Below are 25,395 nucleotides of genomic sequence, written 5' to 3'. Positions count from 1 at the left end.
CGTGGCGCGGCGCGTCGGGGTCGCGGTGTCGGTCGTGGAGCCGGGTCCGATCGACACGGACGCTGTCCGGAAGACGGACTGGGCGCGCGTCTTCGCCGGGGCCGGGCCGTACGAGCGGGTCCTGCGGCAGTACGTCGACAACGCGGCCGCGGGGCAGGGCGCGCTGCTGGGGTTGCCCGCCGCCCAGACGGCGGCCGAGGTCGCCTCCGCGATCGCCGATCTGCTGGCGTCCGCTGATCCGCCGTTCCGCTGCCAGACCTCCGCCGGCGCCCGCCTCCTCGTCGCGCGGAAACTCGCGGACGTGGACGGCTCGGCCGCCGCCGCGGTCATCGGCCGGTGGCTGGACGCCGCCCCTCCCGGACCGGGGGAATAGGGGGGTGATCAGGGGAGTCCGGGGACCGTTCCCGAATATACCTTTGCCGCATGGCTGAGAAACTCGATGAGAAGACCCGGGCATTCGTCGACAACAAGAATTTCCCCGTGGTCGCCACCGTGAACGAGGACGGGAGCCCGCATTCCTCGATCGTGCTGATCAAGCGCGACGAGGACGACTCCCTGCTGTTCGTGACGCACGCCGGCCGCCGCACCGAGCGCAACATCTCCCGCGACCCGCGGGTCAACCTCTCGGTGTTCGACATCGAGAACCCGGTCACCTCGATCGAGATCCGCGGCACCGCGAAGGTCCTGGAGGGCGGCGGCAAGGAGCTGGCCGACGAGCTCACGCTGAAGTACCTCGACGAGGTCCACGACGTGGACGACGTCTCGCGGGTGGTCGTCCGCATCGTCCCGCACAAGGTCATCCCGTTCCCGCCGGAGCCCGCGAAGTGACGTCCGGGCCCTGCGACGGCGAGGGCGGGCGCCCGGTCGGACGCCCGCCCTCGCCGTGCGGGGCTCACTGCCGGACGGTGGCCAGCGCCTTCGACCAGGACTCCAGCTGGTTCAGCACGCGCTCCAGCTCGGCCTCGCGGAACTCCTGCGGGGCGAACTCGGGGTAGTTCGGGAAGTCGCCCGGGATGAGCAGGGTGACCTGCGCGGCCACCGACGCCACGCCCAGCTCCGTCGCGACCAGCCGCAGCTGCTCCACGGCCCGGGCGGCGCCGACGGCGCCGTAACCGACGAAGCCGACCGCCTTGTTCGCCCACTCGGCGTGCACGAAGTCGAACGCGTTCTTCAGCGCGGCGGGCGGCGCGTGGTTGTACTCCGGCGTGATGACGAGGAAGCCGTCGTACCCGGCGACGATCCCGGCCCAGCGCTTGGTGTGCTCGCCGGCGTACTGGCCGACGGCCGCGGGGATCTGCTCGTCGTAGAGCGGCAGGCCCTGCTCGGCGAGGTCGACGATCTCGTACTCGGCCTCGGTGCGCTTGGCCGCGACCTTGTGCACCCACTCGGCCACCGGGCGCCCGATCCGGCCCGGCCGCGTGCTGCCCACGATAATGGCGATCTTCGTCATTTCTTCCACTCCCTGTGCTTCGGGTGGGTCCATCCTTCACCACTCTCCGAGAAGGGCGGAAGAAGGCACTTTTCCTTCCCGTGGTTACATCGATGTTCCTTCTTTTCGAATGCTGCTCCGGGTGGCACGATCACGGCAAAAGAATGGGAGGCGGGATGGACGTCGCGGAGACCGCGGTACGGACCGGGCGCTCCCCCTGGCCCGCCCTGGCGGTGCTCGCCACCGGGCAGCTGATGCTGATCGTCGACGGGACGGGCGTGGCGGTGGCGCTGCCGCGGATCCGCGCCGACCTCGGCCTCGCCGGCGCGCAGCTGTCCTGGGTCGTCAACGGGTACCTGGTCGCCTTCGGCGGGCTCCTGCTGCTGTGCGGCCGGCTCGGCGACCTCCTCGGGCGGCGGCGGGTCTTCCTCGGCGGCATCGCGGTGTTCACGGCGGCCTCGGCGGCGTGCGGCGCGGCCGGCGGCGCGACGGCCCTGGTGGTCGCGCGGTTCGTGCAGGGCGTCGGATGCGCGATGGCGGGCTCGGTGATCACCGGCATGGCGGTGGTGCTGTTCCCCGAGGGCCGGGAGCGGGTCCGGGCCATCACGGTGATCGCGTTCGTCGCGGCGGGCGGCGGGTCGGTCGGCGCGCTCGGCGGCGGGCTGCTCACCGAGCTGCTCGGGTGGCCGTGGATGTTCCTGGTCAACGTGCCCATCGGCGCGCTGCTGCTGCTCTTCGGCCGCCGCACGCTGCGCCCGGACCGCGGCATCGGCTGGGCGGCGGGCGCCGACCTGCTCGGCGCGGCGCTGGTCACCGCAGGGCTGATGCTCCTGGTCTTCGCGATCGGCTCCCTCGGACCCGGCGGCTCCGGCGCGGCGGTCACCGCCGTGCCGGCCGCGGCCGGGCTCGCCCTGCTCGCGGGCTTCGTGCTCCGCCAGCGGCGGGCCGCGGCCCCGCTGCTGGACCTGGCGGTCTTCCGCTCCCGGGCCTGGACGGGAGGGAACGCGCTGCAGGCGCTGTTCGTCGGCGCGATGTTCGGCTTCCAGTACCTGGTCACGCTGTACCTCCAGGAGGTGCTCGGCCTCGACCCGCTGGAGACCGGGCTCGCCTACCTGCTGGCGTCCGCCGTGATCGGGGCGACCTCGCTGGCGCTCGCGGAGCCGCTGATCGTCCGCTTCGGGGTCGGCCGCGTCCTGCCGGCGGGGCTCGCCGCCGGGATCCTGGCATTCGGCTGGCTGGCGCGGGCACCGGCGTCGGGCACCTACGCGGTGGACGTGCTGCCCGCGATGCTGGCGCTCGGCGTCTCGGCGGGCCTGGTCCTGCCGGCGGCCACCGCGCTCGCCATGACGGGCGCGTCCGCCGCCGACTCCGGGGTCCGCTCCGGGGTGATCGGCACCGCGCAGCAGGTCGGCGGGGCGCTGGGGCTCGCGGGCATGGCGGCGCTGGCCGCGGCCGGGACCCGGCACGCCGGAGCGGCGGACGGGCCGGCCGCGCTGACGCACGGGTACCGGATCGGCTTCGCCGCGGGCGCGGTGCTGCTCGCGCTCGCGCTGGTGATCGCCCTGCTGCTGTCGCGGGGCGGCCCGGCGGCGGCTCAGCGGTAGGTGGCGACCGGTGACCCGTCCACGCGCCGGGGCAGCGGGCGGTGGAACGCGGCGGCCCAGGACGGCGCGGCGCGGGCACGCCCGCGGCGCAGGTCGTGGGCAGCGCGCCGGCACCGGGCGGCGGTGTCGTGGGCGCCCGCCGCGGCGGCCCGGCGCTCGGCGGCGAGGAGCGCGTGATGGGCCTGCCGCGCCGTGTCGTACGCCAGGTCGGGCGAGTTGAGGATCACGAGGAGCCGGTAGTGGTGGACGAGGAGGTCGGCCTGGTCCGCGGGCAGCGAGTCGACCCAGTCGATGGCGCGCCGGTGCCGGGCGATCCGCTGGCTGCGCGGCAACTGGGCATGGGCGACCTCGCGGAGGAGCGGCTGCCGGATGGCGTACTCCGGCGCGCCGGAGCGGTCCGACGGCCGCCGCACGAGGAAGTCCTTGCGCTCCAGGGCGTGCAGGGCCTCGGCGGTCTCCTCGATGGTGCGGGCGGAGACGGCGGCCACGCCCTCGGCCCGGAACCCGCTCTCCGGGAAGGTCGTGGCGTCCCGCAGGACGGCCCGTTCGGGGAGCGGGAGCGTGTCGATCCGGGCGGCGACGAGGGCGCGCAGCGGCCCGGGGACGGGGGCGCCGTCGTAGGCGCCGTGGCAGCCGTCGCCGGCGTACCCGCGCACGGCCCGCGCGTACTCCTCGGCGTGCCGCGGGTTGCCGCCGACCAGCGTGAGCATCGCGGGGTCGGCGGGCCGGGGCAGGAGCGCGCGCGCCTCCTCGTCGGACAGCGGGTCCAGCGTGAGCGTGGTGACGTCGCGCTTCCCGCATCCCCAGCGCGTCCTGCGCTGCCGCAGTTCGGGCCGGGCGGTCGCCACGATGAGGACCGGCACCCGGGCGAGCTGCTCGGTCAGGTCCTCGACCTGGTCCAGCAGGACCGTGCCTGCGCGGTGCAGGTCCTCCAGGACGATCGTGAGGGGGCCGTCCAGCGCGAGGTCGGCGACGTGCCGGCGCCAGGCGGCCGCTCCGGCCTCCGCGGGAAGGCGCTCGATCAGCCGGGCCGTCTCGGCGCCGTCCGGCCGTGACCGCACCGCGTCGGCGAGCGGGGCGAGGACCCCGCCCGCGTACGGCGGGGTGCGGCCGACGAGCACGGACCCGGGGACGTCCGCGGCGAACTCGGCCATCAGGCGGCTCTTGCCGATGCCGGGCTCGCCGAGGACGGTGACGAGGTGCGGGCGCTGCCTGCGGCGCACGTCGCCGAGCAGGCCGCGGAGGATCTCCAGGTCCCGGTCCCGGCCGACCAGCGGCCCGGTGCGCGCCGGGACGGGCGTCCACGGCAACGGTCCGTGCCCGGGTGCGACGGGGACGCCGCCGGCCGGGTCGTCCTCCGGCGCGGCGGCGTGCAGGCCGGCGGCGCGGGCGGTCACCGGGCAGACCCGGATACCGCCGGGCGGCGCGTGGGCCAGCAGCCGCTCGGCGGAGTGCGGCACCGTCCCCGCCAGCTGCGCGGGAGACGGGTCGTGCTCGTCCCGGTAGGTCGCGAGGACGTCGCCGGTGGCGACGGCGATTTGGACGCCGAGGAACGTCGCGACCCGGTCGTCGATCCGCGCGCGGACGGCGCGGGCCGTGCGGACGGCGCGCTCGGGGTCGTCCTCGTGCGAGCGCGGGAAGCCGAACAGCACGGGGCGGACCGAGCCGAGCGTCTCGCGCACGGCCCCGCCGAAGCGGCGGGCCTCCTCGGCGATGATCCGGGCGAGGTCGTTGAGCGTCTCGTCGACGCATTCGGACGAGCCGTGCACCACGTCCACGCGGGTGCGCACCAGCAGCACGCTGGCCCGCTTGCGCTCGGAGACGGGACGCTCGGAGACGGGGCGCTCGGCGTCGCCGGCGCGACCGCCGCCGGGGACCCGTTCGCGCGCGTCGGCGGCCTTGCCGCACGGCGTCCTGGCCGGCGGCGCGATCCCGGCACGGTCCGCCGTGCTCTCCGGACCCGCCGCGCCCTCCGGACCCGCCGCGCCGGGAGCCGCGCCTTGCGGCAGGGGGCCGCCCGCCCTGCCGGGGGCCGTCGTGAGGGCGAGCCGCGGGTCCTGGTTCAGGATGTCGCGTTCCAGCCGCCTGAGCTCGGGGCCGGGGTCCAGCCCGAAGCCGTCCCGCAGGACGTCGCGGAGGTCCTGGTAGACCGCCAGCGCCTCGCGCTGGCGCCCGCCCCGGTAGAGCGCCAGCATCAGCAGGCCGCACAGCCGCTCGCGCGCGGGCTCCTCGTCGACCAGGGACGTCATCTCGCCGATCAGCTCGTGGTGGCGGCCGAGGGCGAGTTCGGCCTCGAGACAGTCCTCCAGCGCGGCGAGCCGCGCCTCCTCGAGGACCGTCAGCTCGGGCCATGCGGTGACGGAGTCGATGACGTCGGCCAGCGCGGGGCCGCGCCACAGCGCGAGGGCCTCGCGCAGGCGCCGGGCCGCGGGCTCCCACGCCTCCGCGCGGAAGTCGGCGCGGCCCCGTTCCACCAGCGTGCGGAAACGGGTGACGTCGATGAGGCCGGGGTCGAGGCGGAGCAGGTATCCGGGCGAGGCGGTCTCCAGCGCGCAGGAACCGTCGGCGGGGAGCGCGCGGCGCACTCCGGCGACGGCGTTCTGCACCATCTTGCGCGCGGTGGGGGGCACGGGATCGTGCCACAGGGCGCGGATGAGGTCGCCGGTGGACACCACGGTCCCGGCGTGCAGCAGCAGGTAGCCCAGGACCGCGCGCTGGTTGACCCCTCCGAGCGGGACGGGCCGGCCGTCCCGCACCACCTCCAGCGGACCGAGCAGGCTGAATCGCAAGGGGGTCCCCCTGTCGACCGTCTCGTCTTGGCGGGTATTTCATACTAATTCTATCGATATTGGCTGCAATTGGAAGCGGTCAACCCCCGAGGCCGAAGTAGGACGCGTAACACTCCAGCTGGTGATCGAGCGTGTGGGATCCGTGATGGACCGCGCGGCCGTGCGCGGCCGCGGCCCGCAGCAGCGGCGTCTCGGCGGGGCTCATGACGATGTCGGCGACCACCCCGCCCGGCGGCACCAGGGCGGGGTCGAAGGGCGGCGGGTCGCCCGCGCGCATCCCGAGGGGGGTGGCGTTGACGGCGATGTCCGCGTCCTCGACCCGGGGGACGGCCGAGCCGGACGCGCGGCCCGGCCAGCGTGCGGCGAGGCGGGCGAGCAGCGCGCCGAGGCGCCGGGCGTCGGTGTCGCAGACCGACAGGCGGGCCGCCCCGTTCTCCAGCAGCGCCGCCGCCAGCGCGGCGCCCGCTCCGCCCGCGCCCACCAGCGAGACGCGCCGGCCCGCCGGGTCGTGGCCGCACGCGCGCAGCCCGCGGACGAAGCCGACGCCGTCGAAGTTGTCGGCGTGCCAGCGGCCGTCCGGCTCGCGGCGCAGGGCGTTCGCGCTGCCGGTGAACGCGGCCGCCGGGCCCAGCTCGTCGGCGTACCGGCAGATCTCGATCTTGTGCGGCACGGTGACCAGCAGGCCGTCCAGGTTGCCGACGCGCCGCAGCCCGCCCACCACCGGGGCGAGGTCCGCCGACCGGACGTGCACCGGGACCAGCACCGCGTCCCGGCCGAGCCGCTCCAGCAGCGGGTTGACCAGCGCCGGGGCCCGCACCTGCTCGACCGGATCGCCGAGGACGGCCAGCAGCCGGGTCGTGCCGGTGATGCGGCCCATGTCAGTCCTCTCCGGCCGGCATCCCCGCGAGCGCGGCGGCGGCCTCGGACTCCGGCACCCCCGTCACCAGCTCCGCGCCGCGCGGGCCGTCCAGCACGAACGCGAGCCCGTCCGCGGCCTTCTTGTCCAGCCGCATCAGGCGCACGAGCGCGTCCCGGTCGGCGTCCGCGGGCAGGCCGGTCGGGAGCCCGAAGGCCGCGACGACGGCCTGGTGCTCGGCGACGCGGGCCGCGCCGATCCGGCCGAGCCGGCCGGCGAGCCGCCCCGCGTAGACCGTGCCGATCGCGACCGCCTCCCCGTGCCGCAGCCGGTAGCCGGTGGCGCGTTCGAGCGCGTGGCCCAGCGTGTGCCCGTAGTTGAGCACGTGCCGCCGCCCCGCGTCGCGCTCGTCGGCCGCCACGACCGACGCCTTGAGCGCCACGCTCGCCGCGATCTGCTCGTCCACCGGACGCCCGTGCAGGCCGGGCGCGCCGATGAAGTGGCAGCGCGCGATCTCCCCGTACCCGTTGGTCCACTCGCGGCGGGGGAGGGTCGCGAGGTAGTCGGTGTCGCAGAGGACCGCGCGCGGCTGCCAGTACGTCCCGACGAGGTTCTTGCCGTGCGGCAGGTTCACCGCCGTCTTGCCGCCGATGCTCGCGTCCACCTGCGCCAGGAGCGAGGTCGGCAGGTGCACGACGGGGACGCCCCGGTGGTAGAGCGCCGCCGCCAGGCCCACCAGGTCGGTGGTGGTGCCCCCGCCGCACGACACGACCGCGTCCGCGCGGGTCAGCCCGAGATCGGCGAAGCGCCGGCACAGCTCCTCCACCTGCGACAGCGTCTTGTGGGTCTCGCCGTCGCGCACGGGGACCACCGTGGACGGCACCCCGGGATCGGGCGTCCACTCCGCGGGCCTGGCCGAGACGACCACGGCCCGCCGCGCTCCGATCCCGGCGATGACGCCGGGGAGCGCGGCGCGCACCCCGGCCCCGATGCGCACCTGGTAGGAACGCTCGCCCAGCGCCACGTCCACGCACCGCGACGCCGTGGCCGTCCCCTCATCCCGTCCGGTCACTCCGGGCCTCCTCCCGCTCCGCCAGCAGCAGTGCTCCGTGCAGGGACGACAGCGCGCCCAGCGCCGCGGGCCGCACCGACGGCGGCGCGAACCCCGGACGGGCGTATCCCGCGACGCGCTCGGCGACCGCCTCGGTGAAGCCGGGCAGCCCCGCGGCGACGCCGCCGCCGATCACGGCGATCTCGGGACGCAGGAGCTCGCCGAGGCCCGTGACGGCGGCGGCGAGCGCGTCCCATGCCGGCTCCAGCGCGGCCGCCGCCCACCGCGCCCCGTCCGCCAGCCCGTCGCGGAGCCCGGCGAACGGGACCGGCGAACCCCGCAGCCGGGCCGCCCGCCGGAGGATCGCGGGACCGGAGGCGGCGGCCTGGACGCAGCCGAACCGGCCGCAGTCGCACCGCTCGTCCCGCGCCGACCGGTCGACGACGAGGTGGCCGGCCTCGCATCCGGGCACCGGCCGGCCGTCGAGCACGGCGCCACCGCCGACGCCCGTGCCGACCCCGAGGTACACCGCGTTCCGCGCCCGCGCCCGCTCGGCCTCCGCGAGCGCCGCCACGTCGCCGTCGTCGGCCCAGCGCACGGCGGCCCCGGGGAACAGGGCGCGCAGCCGCGCCCCCACGTCGAGACCGACCCAGGCGGGGCGGCCGGGCCAGGCGGTGACGCGCCCGGCGGGGTCGACGGCGGCGGGCAGCGCGACCCCGACGGCCGCGATCGGCGGGTCCGCCCCGGCGCGCAGCTGCGCGACCTCCCCGGCCAAGGCCGCCCAGTCCTCGGCGGGGTCCGCCGGTGCCGGCCAGCGGAACGCGGCGTCGCGCGGCGGCCGGTGCGCGGCGGCCAGCCGGAGCGCGACCTTGGTCCCGCCGACGTCGATCCCGAGGCGGGTCATTCCGGCACCAGCGCGAGCAGGGCGCGGGCGGCGAGCCGGTAGCCGAGCGCGCCGAGCCCGACGATCACCCCGTCGGCCACCGGGGCCAGCACCGACTCGTGGCGGAACGACTCGCGCGCCCACACGTTCGACAGGTGCACCTCGATCCACGGGCGCGGGTAGGCGGCCAGCGCGTCCCGCAGCCCCCAGCCGGCGATCATCAGCGCGCCCGGGTTCACGATCGCGCCGACGGTGTCCCACCGGCCGTGCAACGCCTCGATCAGCGCGCCCTCCGACTCGCGCTGCACCGGCACCACCTCCCAGCCGCGCGCCGCCACCTCCGCGCGGACGGACGCCTCGATGTCGGCCAGCGTGTCGGTCCCGTAGATCTCCGGCTCCCGGCGCCCGAGAATCCCCAGATTCGGTCCGTTCAGCAAAAGCAACTGCACGTCCGCCGTTATAACATGCGCTGCGCATTTGGCGCGAAGAATCTCCGTGCGACATTCGGGCAAGGGAAATATAGGGGGTGCGATAGGGGATGGGAAATGCCCTCCTCGCTTGGGTACCGTGCCGAAGAAATCCCCGCTGGGGACGGTTTGTGAAACGGTCGGAACGCATGACGCGGAGGATGTGGAGCACATGAGTGATATCGGGTTGCCGGAGTGGCCGCAGTACGACGAGCGGGAACGCGCGGGACTGGTCCGCGCGCTGGAGCAGGGCCAGTGGTGGCGCATGGGCGGCGGCGAGGTCGACGCCTTCGAGCGCGAGTTCGCCGAGCACGAGGGCGCCGCGCACGCGCTCGCGGTGACGAACGGCACGCACGCGCTGGAACTGGCCCTGCAGGTGCTCGGGATCGGCGACGGCGACGAGGTCCTGGTGCCGGCGTTCACCTTCATCTCCTCGTCGCAGGCCGTGCAGCGGCTCGGCGCGGTGGCGGTACCGGTGGACATCGACCCCGGCACCTACAACCTGGACGCGGCGGCCGCCGCGGCGGCGGTCGGGCCGCGCACCCGGGCGATCATGCCGGTGCACATCGCCGGGCAGCTCGCCGACATGGACGCACTGGCCAAGCTGTCCGCCGACAGCGGCGTCCCGCTCGTCCAGGACGCCGCCCACGCGCACGGGGCCCGCTGGAACGGCCGCCGCGTCGGGGAGTTCGGCACGATCGCGGCCTACAGCTTCCAGAACGGCAAGCTCATGACGGCGGGGGAGGGCGGCGCGGTCACCTTCCCCGACCGCGACTCCTACGAGGAGGGCTTCCTGCGGCACAGCTGCGGGCGCCCGCGCGACGACCGCGGCTACCACCACCGGACCTCGGGCTCGAACTTCCGCCTGAACGAGTTCTCCGCCGCGGTGCTGCGCGCCCAGCTGAGCCGCCTGGACGAGCAGATCGACACGCGGGAGCGGCGCGCGCCCGTGCTGGCCCGGCTCCTGGCCGAGATCCCGGGCGTCGTGCCCCAGGACCGGGACGCCCGCGCCGACCGGGTGCCGCACTACATGGCCATGTTCCGGGTGCCGGAGCTGGCGGGCGAGCGCCGCGACGCGCTCGTCGACGCGCTCGTGGCGCGCGGCGTGCCCGCCTTCGTGGTGTTCCGCGCCGTCTACCGCACGGCCGCCTTCTGGGAGACCGGCGCGCCGGACGCGACGCCCGAGGAGCTGGCGGCGCGCTGCCCGAACGCCGAGGCGCTCACCGGCGACGGGATCTGGCTGCACCACCGGACGCTGCTCGGCACCGAGGAGCAGCTCCACCGGGTCGCCGAGATCGTGGCCGACGCGGTGAGGGCGGCATGAGCGGCCCCGCGCGCGTCCGCGTCGCCCTGGTCGGGCTCGGCTGGGCGGGGCGCCGGATCTGGCTGCCCCGGCTGCGCGAGCACGAGCGCCACACCGTCACCGCCGTCGTCGACCCCGACCCGGCCGCGCGCGCCGCGGCGGGCGCGCCGGTCGCGCTCGCGACGGTCGACGAGCTCGACCCCGCGACCGTGGACCTGGCGGTGGTCGCGGTCCCCAACCACCTGCACGCACCCGTCGCGACCCGGCTGCTCTCCAAGGGCGTGCCGGTGTTCCTGGAGAAACCGGTCTGCCTCAGCGTCGCCGAGGCGGACCGGCTCGAGGAGGCCGAGCTGGCGGGCGGCGCGGTGCTCCTCGCGGGCAGCGCCGCCCGGTACCGCGCCGACGTCCGGGCGCTGCTGGACGTCGCCGCCGGCCTCGGCCCGATCCGCCACGTCGACCTGTCCTGGGTGCGCGCGCACGGCGTGCCCACGGCGAGCAGCTGGTTCGTCCGGCGGGAGCAGGCGGGCGGCGGCGCCCTGCTCGACCTCGGCTGGCACCTGTTCGACGCCGTGGAGCCGCTGCTCGGGCCCACGGCCTTCGACCGGGTGCTCGGCACGGTCTCGTCCGACTTCGTCAACGACCCCTCGCGCCGCGCGCGGTGGAAGCAGGCCGGGCCCGGCGCCCCCGCCGCGGACGGTGCCGCGGCCGCCGGCGACGTCGAGGACACCGCCCGCGGGTTCCTGGTGACCGACCGCGGCGTCTCGGTGGCGCTGCGGGCGAGCTGGGCGTCGCACGAGACCCGCGACGTCACCGCGATCACCGTGGAGGGCGCCGCCGGGACGGCCGCGCTGCGCTGCACGTTCGGGTTCAGCACCAACCGGCAGGAGGCGCCCACGCTGGTCCGCACCCGGCACGGCGTCGCCCGGCCCGTTCCCGTCCCCAGGGAGCCGATCGGCGTGGAGTACTCGCGCCAGCTGGACGAGCTGCCCGCCCTGCTGGCCGACCCCGGGCGCCGCGGCGCCGCGGTCGCGCGCGCCCGGGAGATGATCGCGGCGATCGGCCGGCTGTACGACTCGGCCCGGCCCGCGGCCCGAACGCCGGTGGCGGCGGGGGCGGGCCATGTCTGACGCCGCCAGGGGCCGCCCCGCGGTGCGCGCGGTGATCTTCGACCTGGACGGCGTCATCGTCGACAGCTTCGACGTGATGCGCCGGGCGTTCCAGACGGCCTACGCCGAGGTGATGGGCGACGGCCCGGCGCCCTTCGAGGAGTACAGCAGGCACCTCGGCCGCTACTTCCCCGACATCATGCGCATCATGGGCCTGCCGCCCGAGATCGAGGAGCCGTTCGTCCGGGAGAGCTACCGGCTCGCCGGCGAGGTCACCGTCTTCGAGGGCGTCGGGCCGCTGCTGGCCGGGCTGCGCCGGCGCGGCCTGCGGCTCGCCGTCGCGACCGGCAAGAGCGGGCCCCGGGCGCGCTCGCTGCTCGCCGTCCTCGGCATCGCCGGGTACTTCGAGCACGTGATCGGCTCGGACGAGGTGGCACGGCCCAAGCCCGCGCCCGACATCGTCGAGCGCGCCCTCGGCCTGCTCGGCGCCCGCCCGGACGAGGCGGTGATGGTCGGCGACGCCGTCACCGACCTGCGCAGCGCGCGGGCCGCCGGCGTCGGCGCGATCGCCGCGCTGTGGGGCGAGAGCGACCCCGCGCCGCTGCTGGCCGAACGGCCGGACGCGGTGCTGCGCAGCCCCGCCGACCTGCTCGGCCTGCTGACCCCGCCCCGTCCCCCGGTCCGGACGTGAGTAAGGACCATTAGGGGGGCGGTTAGGGGATTGTCCCGACCATTCCTTGATGAGACTGGGCGCAGCCGCCGGCACATTTCTTGCGGGCGGTTCCGCACCGTCACCTCGCATTGGGGGATGCGCCGGAATGCTGCGCACGGAGCTGATTCGGCCACTGCCCGAATTGCTGGACGAGCACGCCCGCCGGGCGCCCCGGAAGATCGCTTTCCGGGACGCCCGGCGCGGCGTCACCTACGCCGAGCTGGACACGCGGACCCGGCGCCTCGCGGGCCATCTCGCGGAACGCCGGCTGCAGCCCGGCGACCGCGCGGCCCTCCTGCTCGGCAACCGCGTCGAGACGGTGGAGGGCTACCTGGCCCTGGTCCGGGCGGGCGCGATCGGCGTCCCGGTGAACCCACGCGTCACCGAGGCCGAGCTGGCCTACCTGCTGGACGACAGCGGCGCCCGGCTGGTGATCACCGACCCGGAGCACGCCGCGCCGCTGGCCCGGGTGCTGGCCGGGCGGCCGGACGTCGCCGTCGTGGTCACCGGCGACGCGCCGCCCGAGGCGCTGCCCGCGGCGGTGCCCTTCGAGTCGCTCGCCGGCACCGAGCCCGGCACGCCCGCCCGCGACGACCTCGGCCTGGACGAACCGGCATGGATGCTCTACACCTCCGGCACCACCGGGCGGCCCAAGGGCGTCGTCTCCACCCAGCGCAACTGCCTGTGGTCGGTCGCCGCCTGCTACGTGCCTGTCCCCGGCCTGTCCGCCGACGACCGCGTGCTGTGGCCGCTGCCGCTGTTCCACAGTCTCTCGCACATCGCGTGCGTGCTCGCCGTCACCGCGGTCGGCGCGACCGCCCGCATCCTGGACGGCTTCAGCGCGGGCGAGGTGCTCGGCGCGCTCCGCGAGGACGACAGCACCTTCCTCGCGGGCGTCCCGACGATGTACCACCATCTCGTCCGGGCCGCGCGCGAGGAGGGTTTCACGGCGCCGCACCTGCGCATGTGCCTGGTCGGCGGCGCGGTCACCACGGCGGAGCTGCGCCGGGCGTTCGAGGAGGCGTTCGGCGCGCCGCTGCTGGACGCCTACGGCAGCACCGAGACGTGCGGGTCGATCACCATCAACTGGCCGACGGGCGCCCGCGTCGAGGGGTCGTGCGGGCTGCCGGTGCCGGGGCTCGGCGTGCGGCTGGTGGATCCCGAGACCGGCGCCGACGTCGGGGCGGAGGAGGAGGGCGAGGTCTGGGTTCGCGGCCCGAGCGTGATGGTCGGGTACCACGGCAGGCCGGAGGAGACCGCCGAGGCGTTCCGCGACGGCTGGTACCGGACCGGCGACCTGGCCCGGCGCGACGCCGCCGGCTACTTCACCATCACCGGCCGGATCAAGGAGCTCATCATCCGGGGCGGGGAGAACATCCACCCCGGCGAGGTGGAGGAGGTCCTGCGAGGGCGGCCCGGCGTCGCGGACGTCGCGGTGGCGGGCCGTCCGCACGAGGTGCTCGGAGAGGTTCCGGTGGCCTTCGTCGTGCCGGGGCCCGAGGGCCTGGATCCCGAGGCGCTGTTCGCCGCCTGCCGGGAGCGCCTCGCCTACTTCAAGGTGCCCGAGGAACTGTACGAGATAGCCGAGGTCCCGCGCACGGCCTCCGGCAAGGTCGCGCGCCGCCTGCTGCTGGAGCGTCCCGCCCGGCTGCGCGCGACGGGCGGCGGGCGCCATGAGTCGCTGTTCCGCCTGGACTGGATCCCGCTTCCCTCGGTGCCGGGTCGCTCCGGCACGGGAGACGCGCGGCCCGAACTGGTGGTGACCTCGGCGGACTCGAACTCGGACTCGGACGCGGGCGAGCTCTCCGCCCGGCTCAGGGCCTGGGCGTCCGGCGACGGCGAGACGGGCGCCCACCGGGTCGTCGTCACCCGCGGGGCGGTCGCCGTGGAAGGGACCGGCACCGCGATCGACCGCGCCCAGGCGGACGTGTGGGCGGCGGTGCGCGGCGTCCAGGCCGCGTACCCGGGCCGGTTCACGCTGCTCGACCTGGACGCCGGGGCCGACGCCGAGCGGTGGGCGGCCGAGGCGCTGTCCGCGGGGGAACCGCAGGCGGCCGTCCGCTCGGGGGTCCTCCTGGTGCCGCGCGCCGTCCGTGCCGCCGCGCCGCCGGACGCGGCCCCGCGCGGTCCGGTCGGGGCCGGCCGGACCGTGCTCGTCACCGGCGCCGACGGCGAACTCGGCGCGGCCGTGGCCCGCCACCTGGCCGTGGCCCACGGAGCCGATGTCGCCACCATCGCCGACGACGCCGCAGACCGGGACGCCCTCGTCGCACTGCTCGCCGCGAGCGGCCCGATCGGTGCCGTCGTCCACGCGCCCGGCGGACGGGACCCCGAGGCCGCCCGGGCGGGGGCGGTGAACCTTTCCGAGCTGACCGCGGCCCATGACCTCGACGCGTTCGTGCTGCTCTCGCCCGCCACGGGACTGCTCGGAGCCGCGCGGCGCGAAGGGGAGGAGGAGGCCGCCCTCGGCGCCTCCTTCGACGCGCTGGCCCGCCGCCGCGCGGCCGGCGGGCTGCCCGCGCTGTCCTTGGCCCTGGGGCCCGTCGAGGGCGACGGCCGTCCGCCGCCGCCGGGCGTCGGGCGCCTGACGGCCCGGGACCGCATGTCGGCGCTGGACGCGGCCCTCGCCTCGGAGGAGGCCTGCCTCGCCGCTTTCCGCCTCGACCCGGCGGCGGTGCGCGCCGACGGGGTCCCGGCCCCGCTGCGCGATCTGATCGAAGCCCCGGCCCGTCCGGTGGCCGCGGACGACGGCGCGGCCGCGGACCTGCGCCGCCGGCTGCTGGACCTGCCCGGCCGGGCCGACCGCGACCGGCTGCTGACGGACCTGGTCCGGACGGCGGTCGCCGACCTGCTCGGAGCCGGCGGCGACCTCCAGGCCGACGCGGCGTTCCGCGACCTCGGGCTCACCTCGCTGACCGCCGTCGCCCTGCGCGACCGGCTGGCCGCCGCCTGCGGGCTGCCGCTGCCCGCCACGCTCGCCTTCGACCATCCGACCCCGCTGGCCGTCGCACGCCACCTGCGGGCGGCGCTGCTCGCCGAGCCCGTCACCCGGGACGCGGCCGTGCCGCACGCCCTGTCCGGCGAGCCCGTCGCGATCGTGGGCATGGCCTGCCGCCTGCCGGGCGGGATCGCCTCGCCTGAGGACCTGTGGCGGCTCGTCGCCGACGGCGCCGAGGCCATCACGGAGTTCCCCGCCGACCGCGGCTGGGACGTCGACTCCCTGCGGACCGCCACCCGGCACGGCGGATTCCTCCACGACGCCGGTGACTTCGACGCGGGCTTCTTCGGGATCTCGCCGCGCGAGGCCCTCGCCATGGACCCGCAGCAGCGGCTGCTGCTGGAGGTGTCGTGGGAGGCCCTGGAGCGCGCGGGCATCGACCCGACCTCCCTGCGGGGCCGCGACATCGGGGTCTTCTCTGGCCTGATGTACCACGACTACGCCACCGACCTCGCCGAGGTGCCCGCCGACCTTGAGGGCTATCTCGGCACCGGCAATTCCGGCAGCGTCGCCTCCGGCCGCGTGTCCTACACGCTGGGCTTCGAGGGGCCCGCGGTGACGGTCGATACGGCGTGCTCGTCGTCGCTGGTGGCGTTGCATCTGGCGGCGCAGTCGCTGCGGTCGGGGGAGTCCTCGCTCGCCCTGGCCGGGGGAGTGGCCGTGATGGCCCGGCCCACCTCGTTCGTCGAGTTCACCCGCCAGGGCGCCCTCGCGGCGGACGGCCGGTGCAAGGCGTACGCCGACGCCGCCGACGGGACGGGCTGGTCCGAAGGCGTCGGTGTGCTCGTCCTGGAGCGGTTGTCGGATGCGCGCCGCAATGGTCATGAGGTGCTGGCGGTGGTGCGTGGTTCGGCGGTGAACCAGGACGGTGCGTCCAACGGCCTGACGGCACCGAACGGGCCGTCGCAGGAGCGGGTGATCGGTCAGGCGCTGGCCAACGCGGGTCTGAGCGCCGCCGATGTCGATGCCGTCGAAGGCCACGGGACCGGCACGCGGCTGGGCGACCCGATCGAGGCGCGGGCGCTGCTGGCGACCTACGGCCGGGATCGTCCCGCCGATCAGCCGTTGTGGTTGGGCTCGCTGAAGTCGAACATCGGTCATGCGCAGGCGGCGGCGGGTGTGGCCGGTGTGATCAAGATGGTGCAGGCGCTGCGCCACGGCGTACTGCCCAAGACGCTGCACGTGGACGCGCCGAGCTCCCAGGTGGACTGGTCAGCGGGCGGTGTGCGGCTGCTGACCGAGGCGCGGGCGTGGCCCGAGGTGGATCGGCCGCGCCGGGCCGGGGTGTCGTCGTTCGGCGTCAGCGGCACCAACGCCCACGTGATCATCGAACAGGGGCCGGACGCCCCGCCCATCGGCGACGCCCTCGCGCCCGAGCCGGAGGCGGTGGCCCTGCCGGTCTCCGCCCGCGCCGTCCCGGCACTGCGCGCGCAGGCGGAACGGCTGCGGGACGACATGCTCGCGCGCCCGGAGACGCGGCCGGCCGACCTCGGGTCCTCGCTGGCCACCACCCGCGCCGCGCTCCACCACCGCGCCGTGGTCGTGGCGGCCGACCGGAGCGAGGCGCTCGCCGGCCTCGGCGCGCTGGCGGCGGGCGAGCCGGCGCCGACCGTCGTGTCCGGCGTCGCCGACGTCGACGGCAGGACGGTGTTCGTCTTCCCCGGGCAGGGGACGCAGTGGGCGGGCATGGGCGCGGAGCTGCTGGAGACGTCCCCCGTCTTCGCGGCCCGGCTGGCCGAATGCGCCGACGCGCTCGCCGCCCACGTGGACTGGTCGCTCACCGAGGCGCTGCGCGGGCCGCTGGACCGCGTGGACGTCGTGCAGCCAGTCGCCTTCGCGGTCATGGTGGCGCTCGCCGAGGTCTGGCGCGCGCACGGCGTCCGTCCTGATGCGGTGGTGGGGCATTCGCAGGGTGAGATCGCGGCGGCGTGTGTTGCGGGTGCGTTGTCGTTGGAGGATGCGGCGCGGGTGGTGGCGTTGCGGAGCCAGGCGATTGCGCGTGGTCTGGCGGGGCGTGGCGGGATGGTGTCGTTGGCGGTGCCGGTCGAGGCGGTCTCGTCGTGGTTGGGCGATGGGTTGGAGGTCGCGGCGGTCAACGGTCCGGGGTCGGTGGTGGTCGCGGGTGAGCCGGATGCGTTGGACGACCTCATTCTTCGGGCTGAGGCCGAGGGTGTGCGGGTGCGGCGGATCCCGGTGGATTACGCCTCGCACACCTCGCACGTGGAGGCGATCGAAGCCGAGCTGGCGGGTCTGCTGGACGGGATCGCTCCGCGAGCATCGAACATCCCGTTCTTCTCCACGGTCGAAGGGCGCTGGCTGGACACCACCGAACTCGACGGCGGCTACTGGTACCGCAACCTGCGGCGCCAAGTCCGTTTCGCCGACGCCGTCCAAGCGCTGGCCGAAGACGGGTTCCGGACGTTCGTCGAGGTCAGCGCCCACCCCGTCCTGGTGCCGAGCATCGCGGAGATGGTCACGGAGCCGTCCGTGGCGGTCGGGACCCTGCGCCGCGACGACGGCGGCCTGCGGCGCTTCCTGCTCTCCCTCGCCGAACTCCACGTGCGCGGCGTGCCGGTCGACTGGACGGCGGTCTTCGCCGGATCCGACCCGCGGCGGGTCGCGCTCCCGACGTACGCGTTCCAGCGCGAGCGGTACTGGCTCCTACCGGCCCGCGGCCCGGCGGCCGGGCCCGAGCCCGCGGGCCATCCGCTGCTCGACGCGGTCGTCCCGCTCGCCGGCTCCGGCGGTGCGGTGTTCACCGGGCGGCTGACCGAACGCGACCACCCCTGGCTCGCCGACCACCGGGTGGCCGGGGCCGTGCTGCTGCCGGGCACCGCGCTCCTGGACGTCCTCCACCACATCGGCGCCCTGCGCGGCGCCCCGGCCGTCGCCGAGCTCACCGGTTCGACGCCGATCGTGCTGCCCGAGGGCGGGGCGCTCGACGTCCAGGTTCGCGTGGAGGAGCGGTCCGTCCGCGTCCACACCCGCAGCGGGCCCGACGGGGAGTGGACCGAGAACGCCACCGCGACGCTCGGAGAGGACGACCGGCCGGGCGCCGCCGTCCCCTGGCCGCCGCCTGCCGGCGCGCGCCCTCTCGACCTCGACGGCTTCTACGAGAGCCTCAACGTCGAGTACGGTCCCGCCTTCCGCGCCGTCCAGGCCGTCTGGGCGGGCGACGGGGAGGCGTGGGCCGAGCTCCGGCTGCCGGAGGAGGCGGACCCGGACGGGTTCGGCCTGCATCCCGCGCTGCTCGACGCGGCCCTGCACCCGATCGCCGCCGCGGCGCTGCTGCCCGGCCCCGACCGGCCGCGCCTCGCCTTCTCCTGGTCCGGCGTGCGCCTGCACGCGACCGGTGCCCGCGCACTGCGCGTCCACCTGACCGCGACCGGGCCCGACAGCGTGGCCATCAGCGCGGCGGACCCGTCGGGCGTCCCGGTGGTCGGCGTCGAGTCGCTCGCGCTGCGCCCGCTCGACCCCGGCCGGTTCGCGGCGGGCGGGGCGCGCGACCGGTTGTTCGAGGTCGCGTGGGTCCCGGCGGGGAGGGCCGGGCACGCGGCGCCGGACGTCGTCGTCCACCGCGTCGCGAGCGGTGACGCCAGGCGGCCCCTGCCCGAGCGCGTCCGCGCGGTGGGGTGGGAGACCCTGCGCCTGCTGCGCGACTGGCCGGACGGCCCGCGCGCCGCGTCGGCCCGCCTCCTGGTGGTCACCTCGCCGGACGACCCGGTGCACGAGGCGGTGCGGGGCCTGCTCCGCAGCGCGCAGTCCGAGCACCCCGGCCTCTTCGCGTCCCTGGTCACCGACGATCCCGGCAAGGGGTCGGTCGCCGCCGCGCTGCCGCTGATCCCCGAAGAACCGCAGATCGCGGTGCGCGACGGGCGCGTCCTCGTGCCGCGGCTGGCCCGCGCGCCGCTCCCGGCCCCGCCGGAGCGGTCGCGGCTGGCCGGCGGGACCGTGCTGGTGACGGGCGCGACGGGCGGTCTCGGCCGCCTCGTCGCCGAGCACTTGGTGCGGGCGCACGGCGTCGCGGAGCTGGTCCTGCTGTCTCGGACGGGCGCCCCCGCCGAATGGATCGGGGAACTGTCCGATCTCGGGGCGGAGGTGCGATCCGTCGCCGCCGACGTGGCCGACCGGGCCGCCCTCGCCGAGGCCCTCGGGCAGGTCGCGGACCGCCTGACCGGGGTCGTGCACGCGGCCGGGGTCGTCGCCGACGGCGTCCTGGCCTCGCTCGGCCCGCAGGAATGGGACGCCGCCCTGGCGCCGAAGGTGGACGGAGCCTGGCATCTGCACGAACTCACCCAAGACCTCGACCTGGCCGCCTTCGTCCTGTACTCGTCGGCGTCCTCCACCTTCGGCAGTCCCGGGCAGGGCAACTACGCGGCGGGCAACGCCTTCCTCGACGCGCTCGCCCGGCACCGCCGCGAGCAGGGCCTTCCCGCGGTCTCCCTCGCGTGGGGACTGTGGGGCGGCGCAGCCGGAATGGGCGGCCGCCTCTCCGGCACGGACCTGGCGCGGATGGCCCGCTCCGGTACGCGCCCGCTGACCGCCGAAGAGGGCCTGGCGCTGTTCGACGCCGCGCTGGAGAGCGACCGGCCGGCGCTGGTGCCGATCCGGCTGGACCTCGCGGCCGTCCGCGCCGCCGGGGAGGCGCCCCCGCTGCTGCGCGCCCTGGCACCCGCCCGGCCCCGGCGGCCGGAGGCGGCGGCGCCCGCCGGCTCGGACGCGGTCGCGCCCGCCGACCTGCTCGGCGTCGTCCGCGCGACGGCCGCCGCCGTGCTCGGGCACAGCGGCGCCGACGCCGTCGAGCCCGGACGCGCCTTCAAGGACCTCGGTCTCGACTCGCTCACGGCGGTCGAGCTGCGCAACCGGCTGTCCGAGGCCACCGGCCTCCGCCTGCCCGCGACCCTGGTGTTCGACCACCCGACACCCGCCCGTCTCGCCGAGCGGCTGCGAACCGAACTGTCCGGGACGGCGCCCGAGGCAGCAGCGGCGCCGACCACCACGCCCGGCCCGGACGGGGACGCCATCGCCATCGTCGCCATGGCGTGCCGCTTCCCAGGTGACGTGGACTCGCCGGAGGACCTCTGGCGCTTCGTCGCCGAGGGCGGCGACGCGATCGGCGGCTTCCCGACGGATCGCGGCTGGGATCTCGACGGCGTCCACGACCCCGATCCCGACGCGCCCGGCGGCACCTACGTGCGGGGCGGCGGTTTCCTGCGCGGCGCGGCCGACTTCGACGCGGGCTTCTTCGGCATCAACCCCCGCGAGGCTCTGGCGATGGATCCGCAGCAGCGGCTGCTGCTGGAGGTGTCGTGGGAGGCCCTGGAACGCGCGGGGGTCGACCCGACGTCCCTGCGCGGAACGCCCACCGGCGTCTTCGTCGGGACGCACGGCCAGGACTACGGGACCGGCGGCGCGCGCGGCCGCGCGGACGAGGGGTACCTCGTCACCGGGAACGCGGCGAGCGTGCTGACCGGCCGCGTGTCCTACACCCTCGGGTTCGAGGGCCCGGCGGTGACGGTCGACACGGCGTGCTCGTCGTCGCTGGTGGCACTGCATCTGGCGGCGCAGTCGCTGCGGTCGGGGGAGTCCTCGCTGGCGCTGGCGGGCGGGGTGTCGGTCATGTCCACGCTGGAGGGCATCATCGGCTTCAGCCGGCAGCGCGGGCTGGCCGCCGACGGGCGCTGCAAGGCGTTCGCGGAGTCCGCCGACGGCTTCGGCATGTCGGAGGGCATCGGCATCCTGGTGCTGGAGCGGTTGTCGGATGCGCGCCGCAACGGCCACGAGGTGCTGGCGGTGGTGCGCGGCTCGGCGATCAACCAGGACGGCGCGTCCAACGGCCTGACCGCGCCGAACGGACCGTCGCAGGAGCGGGTGATCCGGCAGGCGCTCGCCGGAGCGGGCCTGACGGGCGCCGAGATCGACGCCGTGGAGGCGCACGGCACGGGCACGCGGCTGGGCGATCCGATCGAAGCGCAGGCGCTGCTGGCGACCTATGGCCAGGACCGCCCGGCCGACCGGCCGCTGTGGCTGGGGTCGGTCAAGTCGAACATCGGTCACACCCAGGCGGCCGCGGGCGTGGCGGGCGTGATCAAGATGGTGCAGGCGCTGCGCCACGGCGCGCTGCCCAGGACCCTGCACGCGGAGGAGCCGACGTCGGAGGTCGACTGGTCGGCGGGCGGCGTACGGCTGCTGGACGAGGCGCGCGACTGGCCCCAGGCCGATCGGCCCCGGCGGGCGGGGGTGTCGTCGTTCGGGGTGAGCGGCACCAACGCCCACGTGATCATCGAAGAGGCCCCCGGCGTCGGCGCGGACGCCTCCGCTCCGGACGAGGAGCCCGCCGCCGTGGTGTGGCCGGTCTCCGCGCGCGGCGCGCGAGCGCTGCGGGCGCAGGCCGCGCGGCTCGCCTCGTTCGTCGCCGACCGCGGGGACCTCACGGCTGCCGAGATCGGGCACGCCCTGGCCACCGCCCGCGCCGCGCTGGACGAGCGCGCGGTCGTCCTCGCGGCCGACCGGGAGGAGGCCGCGGCAGCACTCGAAGCGCTGGCCCAGGGCGCTCCCGCACCGGCCGCCGTCACCGGGACGGCGAACGTCACCGGCAAGACCGTCTTCGTCTTCCCCGGCCAGGGAGCGCAGTGGGCCGGGATGGCGGACGAGCTGGCCGGCGCGTCGCCGGTCTTCGCCGATGCGCTGGCGGAGGTGGGAGCGGCCCTGGAGCCGTACGTGGACTGGTCGTTCGAGGACGCGCTCACCGGCCCGCTGGAGCGGGTGGACGTGGTGCAGCCCGTGTCGTTCGCGGTGAACGTGGCCCTGGCCCGGTTGTGGGAGTCGTTCGGTGTCCGTCCTGACGCGGTGGTGGGGCATTCGCAGGGTGAGATCGCGGCGGCGTGTGTTGCGGGTGCGTTGTCGTTGGAGGATGCGGCGCGGGTGGTGGCGTTGCGGAGCCAGGCCATTGCGCGTGGTCTGGCGGGGCGCGGCGGGATGGTGTCGTTGGCGGTGCCGGTCGAGAAGGCTTCGTCGTGGTTGGGCGATGGGTTGGAGGTCGCGGCGGTCAACGGCCCGGGGTCGGTGGTGGTCGCGGGTGAGCCGGATGCGTTGGACGACCTCATTCTTCGGGCTGAGGCCGAGGGTGTGCGGGTGCGGCGGATCCCGGTGGATTACGCCTCGCACACCTCGCACGTGGAGGCGATCGAAGCCGAGCTGGCGGACCTGCTGGACGGGATCACTCCGCGAGCATCGAACATCCCGTTCTTCTCCACGGTCGAAGGGCGCTGGCTGGACACCACCGAACTCGACGGCGGCTACTGGTACCGCAACCTGCGGCGCCAAGTCCGTTTCGCCGACGCCGTCCAAGCGCTGGCCGAAGACGGGTTCCGGACGTTCATCGAGGTCAGCGCCCATCCCGTCCTGGTACCGAGCGTGCAGGAACTCGTGGACGAGCGCACGTCGGTGGCCGCCGGGACGCTGCGCCGCGACGACGGCGGCCTGCGGCGCTTCCTGCTCTCCCTCGCCGAACTCCAGGTCCGCGGCGTGGCCGTCGACTGGTCGCCGGTCCATGTGCCTCGTGGTGGACGGCGGGTGCCGCTGCCGACGTACGCGTTCCAGCGCCGCCGCTACTGGATCGAGGAGGCCGACCCCCTTCTGGACACCATCGCTCCCGACCCCGACACCGGAGGCGTAATCGCCGGAGGCCGGCTGTCACTGGGAAGCCGCCCCTGGCTCGCCGATCACACGGTGGCCGGACGCGTGCTGCTGCCGGGCGCGGTCTTCAACGAACTGGTGTTCCAGGCCGCCGCCGAGACCGAGGCGGCGACCATCGAGGAACTGGTCATCGAGACGCCGCTGGAACTGCCTGAGCACGGGACCGTCCGCGTCTCGGTCACGGTCGGGGAGGAGGACGGGTCCGGGCGGCGCCCCGTGAGCGTCCACTCGCGTCGCGAACCGGACGGCCCGTGGACGCGGCACGTCACGGGTCGCGTTTCGGCGGACGTCCCCGACGCCGCGCCGGCGCCTTCGCAGTGGCCGCCGGCAGGTGCCGAACCGGCCGCCGTCGACTCCTTCTACGCCGGTCTTGCCGAACGCGGATACGAGTACGGTCCGGCCTTCCGCGGGCTGCGCGCCGCCTGGACGCGCCAGGACGAGGTGTTCGCGGAGGTGGAACTGCCCGACGGGGTCGAGGCGGAGGGCTACGCCTTGCATCCGGCCCTGCTGGACGCCGCCCTGCAAGCGGCCAACCTCGGCGCGGCGCCGCGTCCGGCCGGCGGCGGAGCGCTCCTCCCGTTCGCCTGGAACGACGTCGCGCTCCACGCGACCGGCGCCACCGCGCTCCGCGTGCGCGCCGCACGGGCGGGCGACGACGCCGTCACCTTCGCGATCATCGACCGGTCGGGCCGGCCCGTCGCCGAGATCGGGTCGCTGGTGCTCCGGCCGGCGTCCCTGCCCGCCGCCGGCGCGGACTCCGACGCGCTCCACCGCATCACGTGGACGCGGGTCCAGGCGGCATCGGACGCGGCGCCGCTCGCGGCCGGCGACGTCCTGGACCTCACCGGCGTCCCGGCGGGGCCGCCCGCCGAGGCGGCTCGCGACCTGGTCGTCCGGGCGATGCGGCGCATCGCCGAGGACCCGCCGAAGGCCGTCCTGACCGCCGGAGGGCCGGCGGGCGCCGCCGTGGCGGGCCTGGTCCGCACGGCCCGGCTCGAAGTCCCGGACCCGATCACGCTGGTGGAGGCCGACGACCCGGGCGCCGCGCGGGCGCTGCTGCCCGCGGCGGTCGCCTCGGGGGAGCCGGAACTCGCGGTCCGCGAGGGCGGCCTGTACGCGCCCCGCCTGGCCCGTGCGCGCGCCACCGGGGAGCCGCCCCGGCTCGACCCGGACGGCACCGTGCTGATCACGGGCGGCACGGGGACGCTGGGCGGGCTGGTCGCCCGCCATCTGGCGGCCTCCCACGGCGCCCGCCACCTGGTGCTGGCCGGACGGCGGGGCCCGGCGGCCCCGGGCGCCGGTGAACTGGCGGACGACCTGCGCGCGGCGGGCGCCGACGTGCGCATCGTCGCCGCCGACGTCTCCGACCGGGACGCGCTGGCGGGCGTCCTCGCGGAGATATCCCCCGAACATCCGCTGACCGCCGTCGTCCACGCGGCGGGCGCGCTGGCCGACGGGGTGCTCGCGTCGCTGAGCCCGGAGCAGGTGGAGGCGGTGTTCCGCCCGAAGGCGGACGCCGCCTGGCACCTGCACGAGCTGACCCGCGACCTGGACCTCGCGGCGTTCGTGCTGTTCTCCTCCGGTGCGGGGATCTTCGGCAACGCCGGGCAGGGCAACTACGCGGCGGCCAACGGGTTCCTGGACGGGCTGGCCCGGCTCCGGCGCGCCGAGGGGCTGCCCGCCCTCTCCCTGGCCTGGGGTCTCTGGGAGCAGGCCAGCGGGCTGACCGGCCGCCTCGGGGAGGAGGGCCGCGACCGTCTGGCCCGTGGCCTGCAACTGGCGCTGCCGACCGACGAGGCGCTCTCGCTCCTGGACCTGGCGCTGCGCGTGGACGGCGAGGCGGTGCTCGTCCCCACTCGCCTCGACCATGCGGCCCTGCGCGGCCGGGCCGGCGAGGGCACGCTCCCGGCGCTGCTGCGCGGCCTGGTGCGGACCGCTCCGCGCCGGACCGCCACCGCGACCACGACCGACGACGCGGCGGAGCCGGCCCGCGAGCCCCTGGCCGACCGGCTGGCCCGGCTGCCGGAGCTCGACCAGCGGCGCGAGCTGGTCGGGATCGTCCGCGCCGCCGCCGAGGACGTGCTCGGCCTGCCCGCCGGCGAGACCCTGCGCGCGGACCAGGCGTTCAAGGACGCCGGATTCGACTCGCTCACGGCCGTGCGGATGCGCAACCGACTCGCCGAGGCGACCGGCGTGCGGCTCGCGGCCACCGCGGTGTTCGACCACCCCACCCCGGCCGCGCTCGCCGAGCACCTGCGCGCGGAACTCGGCGTCGCACCGCGCGAGGCCGTCCCGCCCGCGCTGGCGGAGCTGGAACGGCTGGAACGCGCGCTCGGCGAGCCGCCCGAGGACGGCGCGCTCCGGGACCGGATCGTCGCGCGGCTCGACGCGCTGACCGCCCGCCTCGCCGGGCCCGCCGAGCCCGGCGCCGACCTGGAGACGGCGACCGACGACCAGCTCTTCGCGCTCATCGACCATGAACTCGGACAGGGCTGAGGA

13 protein-coding genes are annotated in these 25,395 nt (G+C 76.2%); 7 read left to right on the top strand and 6 right to left on the bottom strand.

All coding sequences use genetic code 11. The annotated features are described in order from the left end of the window. Position 1 precedes the first annotated feature (1 nt). Positions 2-373 carry a hypothetical protein gene (locus tag amrb99_RS05685; RefSeq protein ID WP_190853177.1) on the top strand — a complete coding sequence of 124 codons (372 nt, stop codon included), beginning with the start codon at positions 2-4 and terminating at the stop codon, positions 371-373. Between the two features lie 50 nt (positions 374-423). Further along, positions 424-828 (top strand): TIGR03618 family F420-dependent PPOX class oxidoreductase, encoded by a 405-nt coding sequence (locus amrb99_RS05680; protein ID WP_190853174.1) that lies wholly within the window; start codon positions 424-426, stop codon positions 826-828. 64 nt (positions 829-892) lie between these two features. Here amrb99_RS05680 and amrb99_RS05675 read toward each other — a convergent pair whose 3' ends face one another. Next, the gene (locus amrb99_RS05675; RefSeq protein ID WP_190853172.1) at positions 893-1,450 is read right to left on the bottom strand and encodes an NAD(P)H-dependent oxidoreductase; all 558 of its coding nucleotides are present in this window, start codon (positions 1,448-1,450) and stop codon (positions 893-895) included. Between the two features lie 155 nt (positions 1,451-1,605). Here amrb99_RS05675 and amrb99_RS05670 point away from each other — a divergent pair, with 155 nt between their 5' ends. Then, a complete protein-coding gene (locus tag amrb99_RS05670) occupies positions 1,606-3,033 on the top strand; it encodes an MFS transporter (RefSeq protein ID WP_190853170.1) in 1,428 nt (475 codons plus the stop codon). Here the strand turns inward: amrb99_RS05670 and amrb99_RS05665 are convergent. The 5 genes from amrb99_RS05665 to amrb99_RS05645 form a co-directional block, all read right to left on the bottom strand. Next, complete coding sequence (locus amrb99_RS05665) at positions 3,024-5,822, bottom strand: BTAD domain-containing putative transcriptional regulator (protein ID WP_190853168.1); 2,799 nt, start codon at positions 5,820-5,822, stop codon at positions 3,024-3,026. The two genes, amrb99_RS05670 and amrb99_RS05665, sit on opposite strands and share 10 nt — an antisense overlap. A gap of 79 nt (positions 5,823-5,901) precedes the next feature. After that, positions 5,902-6,699 carry a shikimate dehydrogenase gene (locus amrb99_RS05660; protein ID WP_190853167.1) on the bottom strand — a complete coding sequence of 266 codons (798 nt, stop codon included), beginning with the start codon at positions 6,697-6,699 and terminating at the stop codon, positions 5,902-5,904. A 1-nt stretch (position 6,700) separates the two neighbouring features. Further along, positions 6,701-7,750 carry an iron-containing alcohol dehydrogenase gene (locus amrb99_RS05655; RefSeq protein ID WP_190853165.1) on the bottom strand — a complete coding sequence of 350 codons (1,050 nt, stop codon included), beginning with the start codon at positions 7,748-7,750 and terminating at the stop codon, positions 6,701-6,703. Then, the gene (locus amrb99_RS05650; protein ID WP_190853162.1) at positions 7,734-8,633 is read right to left on the bottom strand and encodes an ROK family protein; all 900 of its coding nucleotides are present in this window, start codon (positions 8,631-8,633) and stop codon (positions 7,734-7,736) included. Before amrb99_RS05650 ends, amrb99_RS05655 begins: the two co-directional genes overlap by 17 nt. Next, the gene (locus amrb99_RS05645) at positions 8,630-9,061 is read right to left on the bottom strand and encodes a type II 3-dehydroquinate dehydratase (protein WP_190853160.1); all 432 of its coding nucleotides are present in this window, start codon (positions 9,059-9,061) and stop codon (positions 8,630-8,632) included. The genes amrb99_RS05650 and amrb99_RS05645 overlap by 4 nt, the downstream gene beginning before the upstream one ends. A 190-nt stretch (positions 9,062-9,251) precedes the next feature. On the opposite strand from amrb99_RS05645, the gene amrb99_RS05640 reads away from it, so the two are divergent. From amrb99_RS05640 to amrb99_RS50645, 4 genes are all read left to right on the top strand, one after another. After that, complete coding sequence (locus amrb99_RS05640; protein ID WP_190853158.1) at positions 9,252-10,403, top strand: DegT/DnrJ/EryC1/StrS family aminotransferase; 1,152 nt, start codon at positions 9,252-9,254, stop codon at positions 10,401-10,403. After that, a complete protein-coding gene (locus tag amrb99_RS05635) occupies positions 10,400-11,509 on the top strand; it encodes a Gfo/Idh/MocA family oxidoreductase (protein WP_190853155.1) in 1,110 nt (369 codons plus the stop codon). Before amrb99_RS05640 ends, amrb99_RS05635 begins: the two co-directional genes overlap by 4 nt. After that, positions 11,502-12,179, top strand: coding sequence for an HAD-IA family hydrolase (locus tag amrb99_RS05630; RefSeq protein WP_190853153.1), 678 nt, complete (start codon positions 11,502-11,504; stop codon positions 12,177-12,179). The genes amrb99_RS05635 and amrb99_RS05630 overlap by 8 nt, the downstream gene beginning before the upstream one ends. 127 nt (positions 12,180-12,306) lie before the next feature. Next, on the top strand, positions 12,307-25,392 hold the full coding sequence (locus amrb99_RS50645) for a type I polyketide synthase (protein WP_190853151.1): 13,086 nt from the start codon (positions 12,307-12,309) through the stop codon (positions 25,390-25,392). Positions 25,393-25,395: the final 3 nt, after the last annotated feature.

Origin of the sequence: Actinomadura sp. RB99 (genome assembly GCF_014706005.1) — a bacterium.
In the GTDB taxonomy this organism is placed as follows: domain Bacteria; phylum Actinomycetota; class Actinomycetes; order Streptosporangiales; family Streptosporangiaceae; genus Spirillospora.
This window is presented reverse-complemented; position numbering and strand designations above follow the sequence as displayed.